Genomic DNA, 19,226 nt, shown 5'->3' on the forward strand with positions numbered 1-19,226 from the left:
CTTGTCATTCCTGCTTTACCGAATGAATTCTGTCTGGTCTGCCTACCCCTTGGAGCAAAGGAAGTGCTCGATTGATTCAGGTGGGCCATTGCTATGACCAAAGTCACGTTCCCCAACGCCTGCCAACTCATGCGCTGGCATTTCCACCCGGTGGGTTTCGAAGCCACGATGGATGCGCCCGGCAGCATGATTGCGCGCCTGTTTGATCGCGCCAGCGGTGAAACAGTGGTCGCCATTGCCGGCCTGCCCTGTTCCACCGTCATGAACGCCGCAGACGTGGAGCGCATCATCGAAGCGATCGAAGATGAGCTGGAGCTGTTTGGCGCTCATACGCCTCAGCAGGTCGCCGGCTTTTCCTGAACTGACAGCGTCAGCCCATCCGGGCCTTGCTGCGCAGGTCTTCGAAAAAAGGCTTGTCACGGGCAACCCGGTCCGATGCCTTGGGCATGTGAGCACTCTCTCCCGCGCCGGCATTCTCGTCTATATACCAATAACAGTGCCGCGCCGAGCGAGTGATGGCCACATAAGCCAGCCGCAAGACTTCATCTTTCTGTGCCGTGTCAAACGGCTGAAGATCGTTCGCATCACCCAACCCTGCCAGCCGGTAGACCTGATTCTTGTAAGGCGAGACGGTCAGGTGCTGACAGTCGCCCAGCAAGAACACGGCATCGGCCTGCAAGCCCTTGGAGCTGTGATAGGTCAGCGTTCTGATCCGGCGACCCTGCGCGCCCCTTGCTGCGTCGGAGTCGATCAGCGCTTGCAGCCGCTCGGCAAAACGGGCTTTCTCGCTGCCCTTGCGGTACAGCAGCAGAATCGAGTCACCGTCGTTGTAGTGCTCGGCAACGCGCTCGGCCAGCTCATCCTCGTCGCGGTCCAGCACCTTGACCGCCAGCAGCTCCTGAGGTGCGCCGCTGGCGCGAGCCTTTTTGCCGGCAATGGCCGGGGCCGCGCGAACAATATGCTCGGCGGCGTCAATGATGTGCTGATGACTGCGAAAGTTCTCGCTGAGCATGACTTTGGTGGTCGCCGGTGAAGAAAACTCCTTGGCAAACTCCATGAAGTACTTCGGCGAACTGCCACGCCAGCCGTAGATCGACTGCCAGTCGTCACCCACACACAGCAACGATGAGCGCTGCGCGATACGTCCCACGTGCAGGGCAGGCCCCCGCCGACGGATTTCTCGCAGGCTGGCGCGAATCCAGGAAACGATCTGTGGCGACACGTCCTGAAACTCGTCGATCATCAAATGCGACAACGGCCTCAACATCGGATCGCTGACCTGCCTGAGGTTTTCCGGTGATGTTTCACCGAACAGCGCAAACATCCGGTTGTAGGTCATGATCGGTGGGGTCTGGGCCAGCAGGTGACTTTCGAAGGCTTTCCAGAACAGGCTGAGCCCTTCGAAAAAGAAGCGGTCCGGGTCGTCGCTGGCAAAGCTCATGTCGGCCACCGCATTCGGCACGTCGAGCCCAAGGTTTTCGATGAAGCTTGCGGCGGTGACAAAACAGTCGAGCAAGGGCGCGGCACCCAGCTCGCCCTTGACCCGGTAATCGAAACCCGGCCCGGCCACAGCCGAGCCTGACAACGACTGCAAGACCTTGCCAGCCGATTGATAATTATCCATCCATATCAACGGCTTATTGCAGAAAGCTTGAAACAGGGTGCGCTTTATGACGCCTTCAGCCCAGACCGGCAGTTTGGCACCTGGACGCTTGAGTTGCTGGTCTTCACTGGCATCCAGACCCAGTACAACCCAAGCATCCAGCTCGGCGATATAACCGTGGAAATGGAAAGGAAATCCATTTATTTCAACGGTTTGGCGCATAGGCTCAATGCCTTTTATAGGCCACACGCCAGCGCGAATCCACAGGTCTTCGACGGTGTCGCACCACTCTTCATCGCGTTTCGAGGACAGCTCGGTCACGGCAACGCGTTTTTGCACGTCGGGGTGATCGCGGTCCAGTTCCTTGAGCTGCAAGGCATGGCGATACAGCGGCGCCATGACTTCGCGAAAACGCTCATTGCTGGCGTACAGATCACGGTAGCAGAGGTTCAATTGCTGACGTTGCGCATCGTTGATGCGTAAATCGAACGGGTTGCTGTCCGCGTCTTCCTGGCCCGATGACTGGCTGCTGAGGTTCTCGAACGCTCGCAGTTGTTCATACCCAGGCAGGCTGCGCACCAGCGGCAGAATGCGTGAGTGGAAGGTACGCACCAAGTCCCTGGCCTGCTTTTGCTCCAGCGTGTGGCCCCACAGCGCCATGACGTCGATCAACTTGTTGATGAAGTCCTTGCGCGACTCGCGCGTGAAGGTCACCACGGTCATCGCATTCAGTTCAAAGCCCAGGTAGTGATGCAGCAGCAGAATGCGCAACACCAGCGAGGTGGATTTGCCCGCGCCGGCCCCGGCAATCACGTAGGTGGAGGGCGTGTCGCTGAAAATCATCTTCCATTGCGCAGCACTGGGCTGTGCGTGGGCTGGCAGTTTCTCGCCAACGTCGCTCTTGATGCGTTTTTTCAGTTCGGGCGTGAGGGCCAATCGCCAGTCATCGAACAGGTGATCATCCACCTTGGGTCCGCGATGAAGGGTCGGGCGCGTGTCGTTGATCACCAGCACGTGACGGCCCTGCTCCTGGCCGTCGAGAAAACCGTCGGCGTAGCCTTCGCGGACGCCTTCGATGTGCCCGTTCAGATAACCGTCGGCATGCCCCTGGGACCACGACGGAGTGTGCTGCGAGCCCAGCCGGGTCAGGCCACGCCCTATCAGGCGTGCCAACAACCGCCTGATGAATGGCAATTGGCGCGGGGGGGTGAGATCGACATCCAGGTCATGAGGAAGCGCAGAGGGCAGATCGTCGGGCACGCAGACTCCGTTGGGTGGCTTGCAGGCAGAATAGGCGCCTATGGTGGCCGCATTCGACCGCAGGTTCCAGCGAAATGCTTTGCGGTCAGTGCGTTAGCCGATCAACTGCATGCAATCTGGCAAGTGCTATCAAACCGGCATGACGGATTTTGCGATCAGCGCACCGGGGTGCTGTATCACCACAGCGGCCAGGCGATGCCCGGCTTCGGCGGCCTGCTGCGGGCGTTCGCCCATCAACCTTGCAGCCAGGTACGCTGCGCTGAACGAGTCACCTGCCGCAGTGGTATCGACAACCTGTTCTACCTTCAGTGGGGCCACCTCGAAGCGCTCGCCGCCCGCCTCGATCAGGCAGCTCTGCGCGCCACGCTTGACCACTATTTCACCGATGCCACGGTCCCGATAGGCCGCCAGCAATTCTTCACTGTCGGCGTAGCCATACAGGGCCTGCTCATCGTCCTCGGTCAGCAACGCCAGATCCACATGCGGAAGGCACGCCTGATAGGCCTCACGCGCCTGCTCGACACTGGCCCACAGCCGTGGGCGGTAATTGTTGTCGAAGGCCACCCGAACCCCGCGCAAGCGTGCGCGGCCCAGCGCTTCCAGCAATCGGGCACGGCCTTGTTCACCCAGCACTGCCAGGGTGATGCCACTGAAGTACAGCACGTCGTAGCTGGCCAGTGCTGCGAGGATTGGCTCGGCAGCCGGCGTCATGAAGCAGTCACGCACGGCGGCCTCGTTGCGCCAGTAGAGAAAACGCCGCTCACCGCTGGCATCGGTCTGGATGCAGTAAAGCCCAGGCAGCCGACCCGGCATACGCTGCACTTTGCCCAGACCAATGCCCTCGTCCGCCCAGGCCCGGCACATGGCATCGCTGAAACTGTCGTCACCCAGCGCCGTGACGTAATCGACCTTGGCCCGCTCACCCAGCAGGCGGGAAAGGTAGACCGCCGTGTTCAGCGTGTCGCCACCGAAGCTCTGGTGCAGGCTGCCGTCGGCATGCTGCTGCAATTCGATCATGCATTCGCCTATCAGGGCGATACGTGGAAGGCTCATGGCGCGATGACTCCTGCGTACGCTTGGACTAGAAACAGGTATGAAAAGGCTCGATCACCCGCAGGTCATCATCCACCAGACAACCTGAACGCCACTTGTCGAAGGTCAGACACGGGTGTGAGGTGCCGAAGGAAATGATGTCACCCACCTTCAATTCGCAATCCGCAGCGACCGTCATGAAGGCGTGCTGATCCATCACCGCCGTGACCTTGCAGGCGCTGACGTCATCGCCCGGTGCTGACGATACGCCCGGTGTGTAGCGCAACAACGGGTTGGGCAAGCCTGCATCGTAGGCCACATCGCGCTTGCCCATGGCAATCACGGCAAAGCCCGGCTCAGGCATGGACTGCACATGCGCCCAGACCTCCAGCGCCGGACGCAGCGCTTCGCTCAACTCGGCGCGTCGGTCCAGCACGCAGCATTGCGCGTCTTTATAGATGCCGTGGTCATGCACCACGTAGCTGCCGGGGCGCAGCACGCTGAGAAACCGATCGCGAACCGCCTGGGCGTCGAATGCTTCGGCGATCAGGTCGTACCAGGCCGAGCCCGACGCAGTGACAATCGGGCGATCAAGCGCAAACGCGCCCTTGTCCTGCAGGTTGACCGCCAGGCTGACCAGCGATGCCGCGAAGGCCTTGATGCCGGCAATCGCCTGATCGCCGTGAATGACGCCCTCGTAACCTTCGATTCCGGTCAGCGCCAGCGCCGGTTGCGCCTGAACGGCATCCACCAGGGCCAGCACCTCGGCTTCGCTGCGGCACCCGCAGCGCCCACCTGGCACGCCGTATTCGATCATCACGTTCAAGCGCAGCCCGTGCGCCGCAAAAAACTCGCCCAGCGCCGCGACGTTGTCGGGGTGATCGACCATGCAGTGGAATTCAAACATCGGATCGGCCAGCAGACTGGCGATCACCGCCATGTTGGGCGCACCCACCAACTGGTTGGCCATCAGCACGCGCTTCACACCGTGGGCGTACGCGGCCTGAGTCTGGATGGCCGTCGCCAGCGTCATGCCCCAGGCACCCGCGTCCAGTTGGCGACGAAACAGCGCGGGGACCATGCTGGTCTTGCCATGCGGCGCCAGCTCGGCGCCGCTGTCGGTGACAAACTGTTGCATCCAGCGAATGTTGTGCTCCAGCGCCTGATTGTGGATGACCAGTGCAGGCAGACTGACATCACTGAGCAGACGGTCACCCGGCTGAGCAGCCCCTTTTTCCATAACCGCGATGTTCATAACAGCGGTGTCCATGACGACGGTGCTCATTCGGTAGCCCCTTGCAGTTATTCGTTGATTCGGCGAGCCAGGCCATTGGCGCTGTCGATCAGCACCCGCCGATAGTCGTTGTAATGGGTTTTGGCGTCTGCACGCGGCGCGACGATGCACAGGGTTGCAATGCACTGGCCCTGTTCATTCTTGACCGGCGCGGCAAAGCAATGGGTGAAGGTGTCGGCCACGCTATCGAACGAAAAGAAGCCCTCTTCGCCCGCCGTGCGGATTTCCCGCAGGAAGGTTTCCAGCGGCAGGCGTTCGCCACCCGGCAAAATGAAGTCATCGGGGTCGATCAGGTCGACGATCTGTTGATCGGTCAGGTGGCTGAGCAGCAAGCGGCCGGAAGCCGTCCAGGGGATGGGCGCGTTTTCACCGATGTCCGAAGAAATCCGGAAATGTCGCTCGCCCTCCTTCATCAGCGCCACCGTGTACTTGCGCCCGTTAAGCAGGCACATCTGCGCGGTTTCCCGGGTCTGGCTGACGATATCGCCCAGACAGGCCTCGGCCTCGCGGGTCAAATCGAAATGCCGCAAGTGTGCCTGGCCGAGGAAATACAGCTGACGGCCCAGGTAGACATGCCCGTCCTTGCCGACCGACTCCAGAATCCGCCGCTCCAGCAACGACGCCACCAGCTCATAGACAGTCGATTTGGGGCTGCCAATCCCGCTGGCAATTTCATTGGGGCGCATGGGCCTGGCCTTTTCCTTGAGAAAATCCAGAATATCGAACGCCCGGTCCAACCCGCGCGCCCGACGCTTGATCAAGTCTTCGGTCATGAAAGGTTCCTTGGGAAGCTGCAGCCTCAAGCTTCAAGCCAAAAGCCTCATTTGATCTGGCTTATAGCTTGCTGCTTGTAGCTTGCCGCTGCTACTTACGCTTATAAGCTATGCAGTCGATTTCGACCTTGCAGTCGACCATCATGCTGGCCTGTACGCAAGCGCGTGCCGGGGCGTGTTCAGGGCTGAAGTATTCGCCGAATACCTTGTTGAAGCTCCAGAAGTCCCGCGGGTCTTCCAGCCATACACCGACGCGTACCACGTCCTTGATGTCGTAACCGGCCTCTTCGAGAATGGCGATCAGGTTGCGCATGGTCTGGTGCGTCTGCTCGACGATACCGCCCACGATGATCTCGCCATCCAGCGCCGGAACCTGGCCGGAAACGTGCAGCCAGCCGTCTGCCTCGACTGCTCGGGCGAATGGACGCGGCTGACCGCCACCTGCGGTGCTGCCTGCGCCATAACGGGTAATAGTCATGAGGTTCTCCCTGGTTTGAAACGTGAGTGTGAACGGTTAAAAACGGATGTTCTTGAGAAATTCGCTCAAGCGCGCTGACTTCGGCTGCTCGAACAGGGCTTTCGGTGCGCCCTGCTCTTCGATGCGGCCCTGGTTCATGAATACGATCTGGTCCGAGACTTCGTAGGCAAAGCGCATTTCGTGCGTCACCAGCAGCATGGTCATGCCGTCCTCGGCCAGGTCCTTGATGACGTTCAGTACTTCGCCGACCAGTTCCGGGTCAAGCGCCGAGGTGACTTCATCGAACAGCATCAGGCTGGGGTTCATGGCAATCGCGCGGGCAATGGCCACTCGCTGTTGCTGGCCACCGGACAATTGACCGGGAAAGTGATTGCGCCGCTCCAGCAGCCCGACCCGGTCCAGCCACTTTTCGGCCAGCGCAATCGCCTGATCCTTGGGCATCTTCTTGACCTTGAGCAGGCCCAAGGTCACGTTCTGCAGGGCGCTGAGGTGCGGAAACAGGTTGAATTGCTGGAACGCCATGCCGGTCATGGCCCGGTGCTGCGCGATCAGACGTTCGGGGTGGCGGGTGCGCTTGCCATCCACATGGCTGTAACCGATGTCCTGGCCTTCCAGCTGAATGCGCCCCCCCTGAAACTCTTCCAGCAGGTTGACGCAGCGCAGCAAGGTGGTTTTGCCCGAGCCACTGGAGCCGATCAGGGTCACTACATTGCCTTTCTGCATACGCAGATCGACACCCTTGAGCACTTCCACTTCGCCATAGGATTTATGCAGGCCCTCGATGCTCAGCAGCGCCGGGCCGGGGGTTGCGGTATGAGTCTGTGTCATGGCAAGGCCACCCGTTTTTCAATGTGTCGCCCAAGAAGCTCGATGGCGTAGTTGATGAGGAAAAACAGAAAACCTGCGAACAGGTAGAACTCCAGGGTCATGAACGTGCGGGCGATCACCTGCTGGGTGCTCAGCAGCAACTCGGCCACGCCGATCACCGATAACAGGGTCGAGGCCTTGACGATCTCGGTCGAGGAATTGACCCAGGTCGGCAGAATCTGGCGCATGGCCTGAGGCAGCAGCACATAGCGCAGCGTCTGATTGAAGCGCAGGCCAATCGCCTTGCCCGCCTCGATTTGCCCACGTGGGATGGCCTGTAACGCACCGCGCACGATTTCCGAAACATGTGAGCCGCAGAACAGGGTCAAGCCTATCGCCCCGGCCTGAAACGCGCTGATATGCCAACCCAGCGCCGGCACCATATAAAAGACCGCCAGCACCAGAACGAATACCGGCGTGCCGCGAATCAGATCGACGTACAGCCGGATCGGCAAGCGTGCGAAAAACCCGCCGTAGGTCAGCACCAGACCGGCCAGCATGCCGATCAGCGTGCCCGCCACAATCGCCAGCGCCGAGCACTGAATACTGGTCAGAAAGCCGGCCCAGAGCACTTCCCGCGCAGTCCACAATTCCTGCAACCAGCCAGGGGGTTGATACATGACAGCCTCCTAGCGGCGAATCGCCAGACGTTGTTCGAGGGTGCGCAGCAGCATGGCGATCACGTAGCAGGCCACCACATACAACGCGGTAGTGACCAGCCAGGTTTCGATCACCCGGTAGCTTTCGACGTTGATCTTGCGCGCGTAATAGGTCAGCTCCGGCACGGCAATGGCAGCCGCCAGCGATGTGTCCTTGAACAGTGAGATAAAGTTGTTGGAGAGCGCTGGCAACACGTTGCGCAACATCACCGGCACGATAATGTAGGCCCGCACCTGCCATTCACCCAGACCGATGGCCAGCCCTGCTTCACGCTGCCCCTTGTGGATGCTCAACAACCCGGCGCGGAACACTTCGGTCAGATACGCGCCCGCATAGAGCGACAGCGTGACGACAAAAGACGCCAGTTTGTCCAGGCGAATGCCCAGGCCGGGCAAAGCGAAGTAGATCAGCAGGATCAACACCAGAATCGGCGTGTTGCGCACCACCGTCACATAGATCGAGGCCACAATTCGCAGCGCCCGGTAACGCGACAACAATGCGAAGGCGTTCATCAAGCCGATCACACAACCGATGGCGATCGAGATCAGCGCCAGTTCCAGACCGAGCCCCAACCCGGCCAGCAAGTTGGGAAAGTCGCGCCATACAGCATCAAAATTCAGTTGATAATTCATGCTTGCCCGTACCTGGCAGGGTAGGCCCAGCGGCCTGCCCTGCCCTTGAAGGTCTGAATGGACTTATTTGTATTCCATCGGAAAACCGATTGCCGGCACGGGCAGGTCCACACCAAACCACTGTTTGAACGACGCGGCATATGCCGGGAATTCGACACCGGTCATGGCTTCATGCAAGGCGGTGTTGACGAAGTTCAACCAGTCCTGATCGCCACGTTTGACGGCACAGGCGTAGGTTTGCGGGCTCCAGGCAAACGCCGGTGAGCGGTAGCGGCCAGGGTTCTGCACCATCAGGTATTTCACCGAAGACTGATCGGTGGCGGCGGTATCGGCACGACCGGAATTGATCGCCTGATACATCAGATCGACGCTGTCGTACTGATCGACCTTGGCCTTGGGCAGCGCCTGATGGACCAGTTCTTCGGCGTAGACGTTTTGCAGCACAGCGACGGTGACACCATCACCTGCGGCTTTCAGGTCATCGATTTCCTTGTACTTGCTGTTGGCAGGCAACAGCAGCGCCACGCCTTCGCGGTAGTACGGCAGAGTAAAGGCCACTTGCTGAGCGCGGCTGGCGGTGACGGTGATGAACTGGCAACTGATGTCAACCTTGTCGGTCAGCAGGTTGGGAATCCGTGCATCAGAAGACTGCACCACGAACTCGACCTTGCTCGGGTCATTGAACAATCCCTTGGCGATGATCCTGCCGATGTCGATATCGAATCCCTGCAACTTTCCGTCTGCGCCCTGAAAGTGCCACGGCGCATTGGTGCTCCCCGTGCCGACGACCAGGTTGCCGCGTTTCAATACCGCATCCAGTTTGCTGCCCTCAGCCGCCTGCACCGTATTGGCGAGGCTGAATGAGGCTGCAAGCACAAATGCACAAGCTTTCAGAAAAGAAGGTCCGCGATGCATGACATAAACTCCGCCGAGGTATTCGTTATTCCGCTATAGCGGATACTGGTATGTAACAACGGAATAGACAGCAGAAAGTGTGCCACAAGAGGTAGCCGGAAAACACCGCAAAAAAAAGCCGAGATAAATCAACGGGCTGAAAAACGGGGGGTGAACGGTAGCGTGAGCACTGACCCTGGAAATGCTGCTACCCATTGCCACAGCTGAGTGGGATGGCCCCACTCTTGTGCGTGTGTGCGGTTATGGGTGCAGGCCCGGGCGCTCAGGGCGACACAAGTCCTGAAGAGTTCGGAACACGGAGCTTTCAGGCTTCTGCCCGGAGGGAGTCAGAGGCAGGTAGCGATTGCCGCAGATCGCAACGCTGCCTGAGCATCGCCTTGCGGGGCATAAAATTCGACGGCGGTGGCCGGGCCTTTGCTCTGCACGTCAGCGAAATACTTCGATTCGGTGGTGAACACAGTAAAGCCGCCGCCTGCCAGGTCATGCAGGAACACATCCGACGAGGTGCCGAACATGGCTTCGTTCTGCCATGTCACCTGAATGCACTGTGCAACGGCACTGGCCTGCTTGGCGCTGGACAATACCTTTGAAGGCCCTGCCGAGCGTGCCGAACTGGATGGCGCCGCGCACCCGCTTAGCGCTACTGCTGCAATCACAGTAGCGCTCGTCAAAAACAGAAACTTCATCTCATGCCCACGCTGATAAAAAGCCGATTCTAGCATTGCAGCAGAGTATCAGCCCTCGGCCAATTGCTCTTTGTATTCCTTCACGTACTCGCCAGCCAGGCTCTCTTTCTGTTTATCGTCAAGCAGCTTGCCGGCCATCTGGAAGAACTTCTGCTCTTCTTCTTTCAAATGATGGTGCACTTTTTCCGACAGCTTTTTCGCGGTGGCCAGCCACGCCGGGCTGGACATTTCGGTTTCGTCGAGCTCTTCCATCATTTCGTCCATTTCATGATGTTCGGAAATGGCATGGCGGCTCAGGTCGACGCCATTGTCGTGGGCCATCAATGGAATATAGAAGTGGCGCTCTTCAGCGGTCTCGTGGGCCTGAAGTTCATCCTTGAGCTGCTTGTACGCCTGCTCGCGTTCAGCACTGTCGCCGCTGGTCTTGATCAGTGCATCGGCATAGCCGCGTTGACGGTCATGGCTTTCGCGCAGCGCTTCGAAAATATTCACGGTCTGGTCTCCAGGTCGGCTTCCGGGAGATGGAAGCGTTGTGGACTAGACCCCTGGCGAAGATCAGCAGTTCCAACAAATGCTGGCAAATAACCACTGCGCGATAAAGACAGGCTCAAGCCAGCTCGAAAACCACGTCCTGAGCACCTTCCCATAGGGTTTTCACGCCCAGTTTGCGCAGGTTTTCTTTGCCCTCCGTGATGGTCAGAAAGTGATTACCCGCCAACTGCCCCATCTTGCTGGCAAAGCAGCACGAGCCGTACGCGAGGATAATCTCGGTTTCGCTGTAACCACCCGGATAAAACAGAATGTCGCCCACCGAAGGATGACTGGTGGCATTCTCGAAACCGATGAGTTTGTCATCGAGCTTGAGTTGATAATCATCCAGCGGCACCCAGCAGCCCTCGCCGCTCCAGCGCACATGGATGAATTTCTGCCGATAAGGCAACAACTTCAGGAACGCCTCGACCGTCTGCGGTGCATCCGGATTGGCCACAGCCAGAAACTCATACCCGCCGGCCGTAATTTTGATGGTGGTCACTGCAACGACTCCTTACAGACAACAATACTCAGGATGATGCGGCAGGATAAACGGGCAGCTTGTAGAGAGTCACGGAGTTCCGTTGCGGCCATAGTGCAGTACGCCGCAGCCTCTATCGCACCGCCTTGACGATTGCTTTGGCAAACAGGCAGTTCTCGTGTGTTTCGCCCTGGAACACATAGCGTGGGGAGCCTTTCACCTCGTAGCCCTGACGAGGATAAAACCCCAACGCGCGAGGGTTGCCAACCCATACAGTGGCCCACAGCAGCGTCGCATTCCCTGCGGCTGCACGCTGCTCGGCAGCTTCGAGCAACAGCCGCCCCACGCCACGCCCGGTGAAGCGCTCTTGTACATATAAGCGCTGCAACTCGGCGGCTGTCGGGATGCCAAGCATCGGGTGATCTGTGCGCAAGGCGAGCTGGGCGAAGCCAATCAGGTGCCCCTGGGATTCAGCCACAATGATGAGCGTTGCCGGTTCGGCAAGCAGATGCGCAAACGCCTGCGGAGAGAAAGCGTCGAGGGCTTCGCGTGCGATGGATTCCCGAATGCCCTGCGTCGCGTAGGTGTCGAGAAAGACCTGCATGCCCAGTGCGCTGAGGCAAATGGCATCTGCTGAAGATGCGTCGCGCTGGGTGATCGTCAAAGGTGGGGTGGTGATCATCGGGCAGTTGATCCGGGTGCCAGTGGCGGGAAACCCGGATCATACCTGACAGACAAACACACCCGGCAATAGCGCCGGGCAACGGCATCAACGCCCGGTCATTAGCGCCTGCAGACGAGCCTGGGCTTGCTGGGCATTTTTGCCCTGCTCATTGAGCTCCAGCAGCAGCTTGTTAAGCTCGGTTTGCACCACTGGGTCCTTGACGGTGATCGCCGAACCCGAAATGTCGATTTGCGATTTGTGCGCTTCCACATAATCAGCAACCTTCAGGCTGCTTGCAAAGGTGCCCTTCACTTGCGGCAATACTTCGCGGAACGTGTTGGCAGGCACGCTGACCGTCCTGTCATAGGCCTTGTCGTAGACGACTTTCAGGTCATCAGGCTGCTTGAGCTTGGCATGCGCCGCATCGGCCTTGCCCTGTTCGATCGTCAGCTTTTCACCGACCTCATCAAGGCCTTTCTGCACAGAGGCCAGATCAGCGCGACGTTCGATCACATCACTCACCGAACGGAACGAGCCCTTCTGCATCAACCCGGCGAGCGGCTGAACAGCGGTGTCCATGCCCGAGCCGAAGTCGGAAATCACGGCGTAGTGCGAGGTGTAATCACCGAAGGCTTTCTTTTCTTCGTCCGTCAGTTTGGGAACATGCACGCCAGGCTTGTCGATTATCCGGGTTTGCAGGAACTGAGAGAACGCGGTGCGCTGCTCAGGCTCCTTGTCTCCGCAACCAGCCAGCAACAAGGGTAAAGCGACAGCCAGCAGCAAGCCTGGACGAAAAAGGGACTTCATGTCATGAACCTCCGAGATCATAAGAATGCGCGGTCAGCTGGAAGATCTACCGAACGCGAGCGTGCTTATAGTCTCGTGATGACATCATCTAGTTCCGTGGTGGCGGTAAAGATACCTGTGAGAATCGCAGGCCACGCGCACGGGTATTGCTCGTAAAGCAGCGCCCACCGACGTCGCCGCGAGACCCGCGCTGCGCACTCCGACGCATCCCGGCCAAAAGTTCCTTAACAATTCTTCATAAACTGAAACGTTTCAGCGACTAGCCTTTCATGGACCGACAAAGTGAACAACAGGAGTCAATCACGATGTTTGCACACGAAGGCCTGGGCCTGATCTTCATTTTCATCGTCTTTCTGCTTGGAGCGATCGCGATGTTCATTCACCCCTTCCATGCGCTGGGAAGCTGGTTCAGGAAGAAGAAACAGGAGCGAAAATCCGGGCAGTAGCCAGTTCATCGCTGGTTTGCTTACCCAAAGGCAAGGAAAGCCCGGTCATTCCGGGCTATCTGAAGGAAATGCACAATGGCCACGTCGCAATGTCGTTGCCGCGCCCCCACTCAACGCCCGAAAAAAGTGCGCACTGAAAAAATGTGCATCGATTTGAGTTTCTGACGCCCGGTTTTAGTGCCATTTCAAATAGGCAGGCACGTCCAGGTATCAACCTGGGTACAACTAGTGGCCAAACAATATTATTGTAATAATATGTGTATCGACTTAGCCCCGCTATTGCTCCGATTAACGTAGATTCTCAAAAATCAATCACTTCTTGTGGCTAGATGTTTCCAGTGTGGTACTCTTCTGAAACTCTTTGATGTTGAACTAATGGCCACTAGCCCATAACATGTTGCATAAATTTACAAACTAATTTGCCACTAGTGCTCACAGGGTAGTCATGACTAGTCCATCTATCATTGCCACCGGCTACCGCCGCAAAGCAGTCGAAAACCACGCTCCGAACCCGACGCGCGTGCTTGATTTCAGCAGATGCAAAGCCACCCGCAAAGGCCCGGTCTTCCTGATCGGCTCAGGCAGCTCGGCCAAAGACTTCCCGATCGGGGAGTTTTCCGAAGTCCCCATGATCACCATGAACGGTGCGTTCTCGATGTTTTCCGGAACCGGCATCAAGCCATTCTTCTATGTGTGCTCTGACCGGGACTTCCCCAATCAGCAACCCGAACTCTTTGCCGCCGCCCTGCGCGGCAGCGAAAACGTCGGTCTCTGGGAAGACCAGTTCCAGTCCGGCCTCCCAGAGCCTGCCGGACGCGCCTATGCGCTGAAGAAATCCCCCAGATCTTCGACAGTGGCAGCCCTTTGCTCAAGAGAAGAAGCACTGGTCAGAAAGCTGTCGCTGTGGAGCAGCCGAAGCCGAGACATAGGCTTCAGCAAGAACCTTGAACTGGGTTTCTTCGATGCGCGCACCGTCATGTACCTGGCACTGCAACTGTCCTATCACCTGGGTTTTGAGAAAGTGTTTCTCGTCGGTTTTGATTTGAACCAGTCTGCTGGTCGCTTCTATGAATCGCCTACCGATAAATGCTCACCCTGCGGACTGGATCAGCACTACGAATCGCGGATTCTTCCGTCTCTGGAATTGATGGCAAAGCATGTAGTCAGCGCTGATTTCGAGGTATTCAATCTGTCTGAAAACTCGCGAGTTCCACATGAAGTCATTCCCCGATTAAGTATTGATGAAACGCGTCATATCGTGCGTGCCGCACGTAACCATACTGTGCAAGACGCAGTAATCGGTCATTAAACAGTCATCTTGTTTGTGCCACCCCGCCCCGACAAACGCGTCGCCCCTTGACACGCAGTAATGCCGGGAGTCGACACCCCGACGCGCTGCTGGTGGCAGGTCACCCCGCAAACTCGCTAATCCGGCACTGCCCGCCATACCCCTGCCGTCCTACCTATGCGACAATGCGCGCCAATGTCTGGCATGAACCCCCACATTCATATCCCGGCAACGCAGTCACGGCAGACTGCTGTTGCTGTAGACGTATGCCCGTTGGATCAGCTCATGCTCAGGCGGAGCAAGCTGAACAGCTCCGGTCGGGTCTCGGACACGACACCTGCTGGCACCAGCGCTCCTCAAGTTATTGCCCAAGTTATTGATAGGTAAAGTAATTGATCTCCACAGCTAACATCACGATGCAGTTCGGCGCCAAACCCTTGTTCGAGAACGTCTCGGTCAAGTTTGGTGCCGGTAACCGTTACGGCCTGATCGGCGCGAACGGCTGCGGGAAATCCACGTTCATGAAAATCCTCGGCGGCGATCTCGAGCCTTCGGGTGGCCAGGTGATGCTGGAGCCGAACGTGCGGCTGGGCAAGCTGCGCCAGGATCAGTTCGCCTATGAAGAATTCACTGTGCTCGACACGGTGATCATGGGTCACGAGGAGCTGTGGAAGGTCAAGGCCGAGCGCGACCGCATCTACTCGCTGCCGGAAATGAGCGAAGACGACGGCATGGCCGTTGCCGAACTGGAAACCGAGTTCGCCGAAATGGACGGTTACACCGCCGAATCCCGTGCCGGTGAACTGCTGCTGGGCCTGGGTATCGGCATCGAACAGCACACCGGCCCGATGAGCGAAGTGTCGCCCGGCTGGAAACTGCGCGTTCTGCTGGCGCAGGCGCTGTTCTCCGATCCGGAAGTGCTGTTGCTCGACGAACCGACCAACCACCTGGACATCAACACCATTCGCTGGCTGGAAAACATCCTGACCCAGCGTAACAGCCTGATGATCATCATCTCCCACGACCGTCACTTCCTGAACAGCGTGTGCACGCACATGGCTGACCTGGATTACGGCGAGTTGCGCCTGTTCCCGGGCAACTACGACGAGTACATGACCGTAGCGACCCAGTCGCGCGAGCAGTTGCTGTCGGATAACGCCAAGAAGAAAGCACAGATTTCCGAACTGCAATCGTTCGTCAGCCGCTTCTCGGCCAACGCCTCGAAAGCCAAGCAGGCCACGTCCCGCGCCAAGGCGATCGACAAGATCCAGCTGGCCGAGGTCAAACCTTCGAGCCGTGTGAGCCCGTTCATCCGTTTCGAGCAAACCAAGAAGCTGCACCGTCAGGCAGTCATTGTCGATCGCATGGCCAAAGGCTTTGACGGCAAGACACTCTTCAAGGACTTCAGCTTCCAGGTCGAAGCGGGCGAACGCGTTGCGATCATCGGCCCGAACGGTATTGGCAAGACCACCCTGCTGCGCACTCTGGTCAACGAACTGACCCCGGATGCCGGTACTGTCAAGTGGACCGACGCTGCGGAACTGGGCTACTACGCTCAGGACCACGCTCACGACTTTGAAGACGACTGCAACCTGTTCGACTGGATGGGCCAGTGGACTCAGGGCGGCGAGCAAGTGGTGCGCGGCACCCTTGGCCGCATGCTGTTCTCCAACGACGAGATTCTCAAGTCGGTAAAAGTGATTTCCGGTGGTGAACAGGGCCGCATGCTGTTCGGCAAGCTGATCCTGCAAAAGCCGAACGTGCTGATAATGGATGAACCTACCAACCACCTGGACATGGAATCCATTGAAGCGCTGAACCTGGCGCTGGAGAACTACCCCGGCACGCTGATCTTCGTCAGCCACGACCGCGAGTTCGTGTCCTCGCTGGCAACCCGCATCATCGAGCTCAGCGCTAGCGGCGTGGTCGACTTCAGCGGCACCTACGATGACTACCTGCGCAGTCAGGGCGTTACGTTCTAAGCCTCGCCGGCTTGCGGTACCCAAAAAGCCCTGTCCTGCGACAGGGCTTTTTTGATTGCAGCCTATTTGTCCGGCTGGCTGAGCATTTCAATCCATAGAGCACCCTTGCCCGAGGGCGCTTCGCTGACCCGCTTGAGGGCACCGCTCGCCCCAATGGCGTAACTGCCGACCTTGTCGCTTTTCTCTCCACTGACCAGTAACCAACGTCCATTGGGTGATACGGCGATATTGCGCGGCTGTTTTTCCTCGACCGGGTAGTTTTCAACGAACGTCACGTTGCCTTTGGCCGGATCAACCTTGAACACCGACACGCTGCTGGTAGTGCGCTCACTGATGAACAGCCACTTGCCGTCCGGCGCCAGGCGTATGTCTGCGGCCCAGATGCGCGGCGTCGGGTCATCCTTGAGGTCGTTGTTGCGCGCATCGCGAGCCTGCCCGGGCGCAAGCTTCAGGCGTGCGGGAATACCGTCTGCCTGGCTCACCTGCTTCAACGCGCCGGTCTTTTCGTTGATCAAAAAGGCGGTAACCGTGCCGCTCATCTCGCCGACCACATACAGAAACCTGCCATCGGACGAGAATGCGAGGTGGCGCGGGCCGGTATTGTCGGGAACAGCCACAAAGCCTTCACCGATGGGCACGAGCTTGCCGTCCTTGGGCTCAAGCCGGTATTGCAGGACACGATCAACCCCCAGATTGCCCGCGTAGACAAAGCGATTGCTCGGGTCGGTGCGTACCGAATGCGCGTGCATGCCGGTCTTGTAGGTTTCGATACTGTCGCTGGGGCGGTGTTGCGCATCGATGGGCTGAACACTGAGCAGGTCCGCGCCGTACGAGGCACCGAACAGGAAGCGCCCGCTGCGATCGGTCGACAGGTACGCCAGACTCTCCGCCAAGGGTGCCTGGCTCAACGGCTTGAGGTGCCCGGTTGCAGGTTCTATGCTGAAACTCAGCACCTGATAAGGCTTGGAACGCAGTGCCGCGAACAGTGCCTTGCCGTCCGGCGAAATGGCCATCGGATTGACCTGGTCACCGGCCTTGGTCTGTTCGACCAGGCTGAGCGCCCCGCTCTGCTCATCCAGGCGATATTGGGAGATGAGCCCATCTGCGGGGCTGGAAATATAAGCGAAGGTAGCTGCCTGCACAGGCAGACCGAACGAACATCCAACTGCAGCGGCCAGCAACAGAACTTTTCTCATGGTGAACCTTTTTATTGTTGTGGGGTGAATCCGTGGGACGAGTCTTGTGAGGTGAGCGGTGTGACGAGTAGCGATGTAAATACCAGTGTGATCAGTCATCCTATGACCATATTCAGATAACAGCAACTGCGTGATAAACAGTCCGCATAAAAACGTTAGCCTGCTTTCATTTCCCGACAGCCCGAGCCATGATGAGGCACTCCAACCGCCTGCCAGCGAAGAGTCCAATGCCTGCCGCGCAATCCGGTTCCACGACGATTACCCTGCAAATCGTCTCCATCGTCTTCTACACGTTCATCGCCTTCCTGTGCATCGGTCTGCCTATCGCGGTACTGCCCGGTTACGTCCATGATCAACTGGGTTTCAGCCCGCTGATTGCCGGTCTGGCCATCGCTTCGCAGTACCTCGCCACCCTGCTCAGCCGGCCGTTTGCCGGTCGGGCGACAGACTCTTTGGGCAGCAAACGCTCTATCGTGTTCGGGCTGTGGGGCATCGGTATCAGCGGTGTGATGACACTGCTGGCAACTCTGCTTGAGGATTTTGCGACGCTCAGCCTGTCGATTCTGATCGTGGCACGGCTGTTTCTCGGTGTGTCTCAAGGGCTGATCGGGGTTGGTACCATCAGTTGGTGCATCGGCAAGGTCGGTGCAGAACACACGGCCCGCTCGATCTCCTGGAACGGCATTGCCTCCTATGGCGCAATCGCCATCGGCGCACCGCTGGGGGTGGTGGTCATCGACGCGGTTGGCTTCAACAGCCTGGGTGTGGCCCTGATAGTGATGGCAGGCCTGGCGCTGGTGCTGATCCGCAACAAGCCTTCGGTACCCATCATTGCAGGCGAGCGCCTACCCTACTGGTCGGTGTTTGGCCGTATAGCACCTTACGGGCTGGGCCTGACCTTGTCGTCAATCGGCTATGGCACGCTGACCACTTTTATTACGCTGTTTTACCTGAGCCGTGGCTGGCAAGGTGCGGCGTATTGCCTGAGCATGTTTGGCGTGTGTTTTATCCTCGCCCGCCTGCTGTTAATCGGTGCCATCAATCGGCTTGGTGGCTACAACGCCGCCATCCTGTGCATGGCCGTTGAGATCTGCGGTCTGGTCATGCTCTGGCTTGCGCCCAACACCGGTTTCGCACTGGCAGGGGCCGGCCTGACCGGTGTCGGGCTGTCGCTGGTGTACCCGGCGCTTGGCGTGGAAGCGATCAAACGCGTGCCGACGCCCAGCCGTGGCGCAGGCCTGAGTGCCTATGCCGTGTTCTTCGACCTGGCCCTGGCCATCGCAGGCCCGGTGATGGGCGCGATTGCCCTGGGGCAAGGTTATGACTGGATCTTTTTCTATGCGGCAGTGCTGTCGGTATGCGCGCTAGGCCTGACGCTCTGGTTGTCACGCCGGGCCAGTCAGCAGGCGCAAAGCGTTTGAACAGCAGGTTTTCGGTATAAGCTTTTCGCTTATTGTTCCAATAGTTAGTAGCTGAAGCTGAAATAAAGCCGCCGGTCGGTCAAGTTCTTGACGGCGCTCCTGTTGGGCTCTTGACTTGATGCTGCAAGCCTCTAAACAGGCTCGTGAAGCAGCCGTCGCCCGCGTGAATGCGACGTCACCTGCGCGGCAGTCTGGCGCTTTACCCCCTTT

20 protein-coding genes are annotated in these 19,226 nt (G+C 58.5%); 4 read left to right on the forward strand and 16 right to left on the reverse strand.

Features of this window, described 5'->3' with window-relative positions; all coding sequences use genetic code 11:
• Positions 1 to 93 precede the first annotated feature (93 nt).
• Complete coding sequence (locus QRN38_RS12380; RefSeq protein ID WP_005762465.1) at positions 94 to 360, forward strand: DUF1652 domain-containing protein; 267 nt, start codon at positions 94 to 96, stop codon at positions 358 to 360.
• Positions 361 to 370: 10 nt separating this feature from the next.
• Here QRN38_RS12380 and QRN38_RS12385 read toward each other — a convergent pair whose 3' ends face one another.
• The 15 genes from QRN38_RS12385 to QRN38_RS12455 form a co-directional block, all read right to left on the reverse strand.
• Positions 371 to 2,863 (reverse strand): UvrD-helicase domain-containing protein, encoded by a 2,493-nt coding sequence (locus tag QRN38_RS12385; RefSeq protein WP_057419351.1) that lies wholly within the window; start codon positions 2,861 to 2,863, stop codon positions 371 to 373.
• 129 nt (positions 2,864 to 2,992) lie between these two features.
• On the reverse strand, positions 2,993 to 3,916 hold the full coding sequence (gene kdgK, locus QRN38_RS12390) for a 2-dehydro-3-deoxygluconokinase (RefSeq protein WP_011104189.1): 924 nt from the start codon (positions 3,914 to 3,916) through the stop codon (positions 2,993 to 2,995).
• A gap of 28 nt (positions 3,917 to 3,944) precedes the next feature.
• A complete protein-coding gene (locus QRN38_RS12395) occupies positions 3,945 to 5,180 on the reverse strand; it encodes an amino acid deaminase (RefSeq protein ID WP_057419350.1) in 1,236 nt (411 codons plus the stop codon).
• Between the two features lie 17 nt (positions 5,181 to 5,197).
• Positions 5,198 to 5,962 (reverse strand): IclR family transcriptional regulator, encoded by a 765-nt coding sequence (locus QRN38_RS12400; protein WP_007243971.1) that lies wholly within the window; start codon positions 5,960 to 5,962, stop codon positions 5,198 to 5,200.
• Positions 5,963 to 6,053: 91 nt separating this feature from the next.
• Positions 6,054 to 6,440 (reverse strand): RidA family protein, encoded by a 387-nt coding sequence (locus tag QRN38_RS12405; RefSeq protein ID WP_005762476.1) that lies wholly within the window; start codon positions 6,438 to 6,440, stop codon positions 6,054 to 6,056.
• Between the two features lie 36 nt (positions 6,441 to 6,476).
• Positions 6,477 to 7,268, reverse strand: coding sequence for an amino acid ABC transporter ATP-binding protein (locus QRN38_RS12410; protein ID WP_057419349.1), 792 nt, complete (start codon positions 7,266 to 7,268; stop codon positions 6,477 to 6,479).
• Complete coding sequence (locus tag QRN38_RS12415) at positions 7,265 to 7,927, reverse strand: amino acid ABC transporter permease (RefSeq protein WP_005762480.1); 663 nt, start codon at positions 7,925 to 7,927, stop codon at positions 7,265 to 7,267. The genes QRN38_RS12410 and QRN38_RS12415 overlap by 4 nt, the downstream gene beginning before the upstream one ends.
• Positions 7,928 to 7,936: 9 nt before the next feature.
• Positions 7,937 to 8,599 carry an amino acid ABC transporter permease gene (locus tag QRN38_RS12420; RefSeq protein ID WP_024666074.1) on the reverse strand — a complete coding sequence of 221 codons (663 nt, stop codon included), beginning with the start codon at positions 8,597 to 8,599 and terminating at the stop codon, positions 7,937 to 7,939.
• Positions 8,600 to 8,662: 63 nt separating this feature from the next.
• Positions 8,663 to 9,514, reverse strand: a complete 852-nt coding sequence (locus QRN38_RS12425; RefSeq protein ID WP_004396234.1) for a transporter substrate-binding protein — start codon at positions 9,512 to 9,514, stop codon at positions 8,663 to 8,665.
• Positions 9,515 to 9,840: 326 nt separating this feature from the next.
• On the reverse strand, positions 9,841 to 10,200 hold the full coding sequence (locus QRN38_RS28020; protein WP_044389725.1) for a hypothetical protein: 360 nt from the start codon (positions 10,198 to 10,200) through the stop codon (positions 9,841 to 9,843).
• Positions 10,201 to 10,248: 48 nt separating this feature from the next.
• Positions 10,249 to 10,692: a hemerythrin domain-containing protein gene (locus QRN38_RS12435; RefSeq protein ID WP_044389727.1), complete on the reverse strand. Its 444-nt coding sequence runs from the start codon at positions 10,690 to 10,692 to the stop codon at positions 10,249 to 10,251.
• Between the two features lie 115 nt (positions 10,693 to 10,807).
• A complete protein-coding gene (locus QRN38_RS12440) occupies positions 10,808 to 11,233 on the reverse strand; it encodes a DUF3830 family protein (protein ID WP_005762487.1) in 426 nt (141 codons plus the stop codon).
• Between the two features lie 112 nt (positions 11,234 to 11,345).
• Positions 11,346 to 11,894, reverse strand: a complete 549-nt coding sequence (locus QRN38_RS12445; protein WP_057419348.1) for a GNAT family N-acetyltransferase — start codon at positions 11,892 to 11,894, stop codon at positions 11,346 to 11,348.
• Between the two features lie 87 nt (positions 11,895 to 11,981).
• Positions 11,982 to 12,683 (reverse strand): DUF3053 domain-containing protein, encoded by a 702-nt coding sequence (locus QRN38_RS12450; RefSeq protein WP_005762491.1) that lies wholly within the window; start codon positions 12,681 to 12,683, stop codon positions 11,982 to 11,984.
• Positions 12,684 to 12,979: 296 nt separating this feature from the next.
• Positions 12,980 to 13,138, reverse strand: a complete 159-nt coding sequence (locus QRN38_RS12455) for a hypothetical protein (protein WP_162236255.1) — start codon at positions 13,136 to 13,138, stop codon at positions 12,980 to 12,982.
• Between the two features lie 436 nt (positions 13,139 to 13,574).
• On the opposite strand from QRN38_RS12455, the gene QRN38_RS12460 reads away from it, so the two are divergent.
• Complete coding sequence (locus QRN38_RS12460; protein ID WP_011104183.1) at positions 13,575 to 14,438, forward strand: WaaZ-like lipopolysaccharide core biosynthesis protein; 864 nt, start codon at positions 13,575 to 13,577, stop codon at positions 14,436 to 14,438.
• Positions 14,439 to 14,809: 371 nt separating this feature from the next.
• A complete protein-coding gene (locus QRN38_RS12465) occupies positions 14,810 to 16,399 on the forward strand; it encodes an ABC-F family ATPase (RefSeq protein ID WP_024666072.1) in 1,590 nt (529 codons plus the stop codon).
• 62 nt (positions 16,400 to 16,461) lie between these two features.
• Here QRN38_RS12465 and QRN38_RS12470 read toward each other — a convergent pair whose 3' ends face one another.
• Entirely contained in the window at positions 16,462 to 17,595 is a 1,134-nt protein-coding gene (locus tag QRN38_RS12470; RefSeq protein WP_007243977.1) for a lactonase family protein, read from the reverse strand.
• Positions 17,596 to 17,822: 227 nt separating this feature from the next.
• Between QRN38_RS12470 and QRN38_RS12475 the strand changes: the two genes are divergently transcribed.
• On the forward strand, positions 17,823 to 19,016 hold the full coding sequence (locus QRN38_RS12475; RefSeq protein ID WP_057419347.1) for an MFS transporter: 1,194 nt from the start codon (positions 17,823 to 17,825) through the stop codon (positions 19,014 to 19,016).
• Positions 19,017 to 19,226 lie beyond the last annotated feature (210 nt).

It is taken from the genome of Pseudomonas sp. CFBP2511, from assembly GCF_030209255.1.
GTDB classification, from domain to species: domain Bacteria; phylum Pseudomonadota; class Gammaproteobacteria; order Pseudomonadales; family Pseudomonadaceae; genus Aquipseudomonas; species Aquipseudomonas avellanae.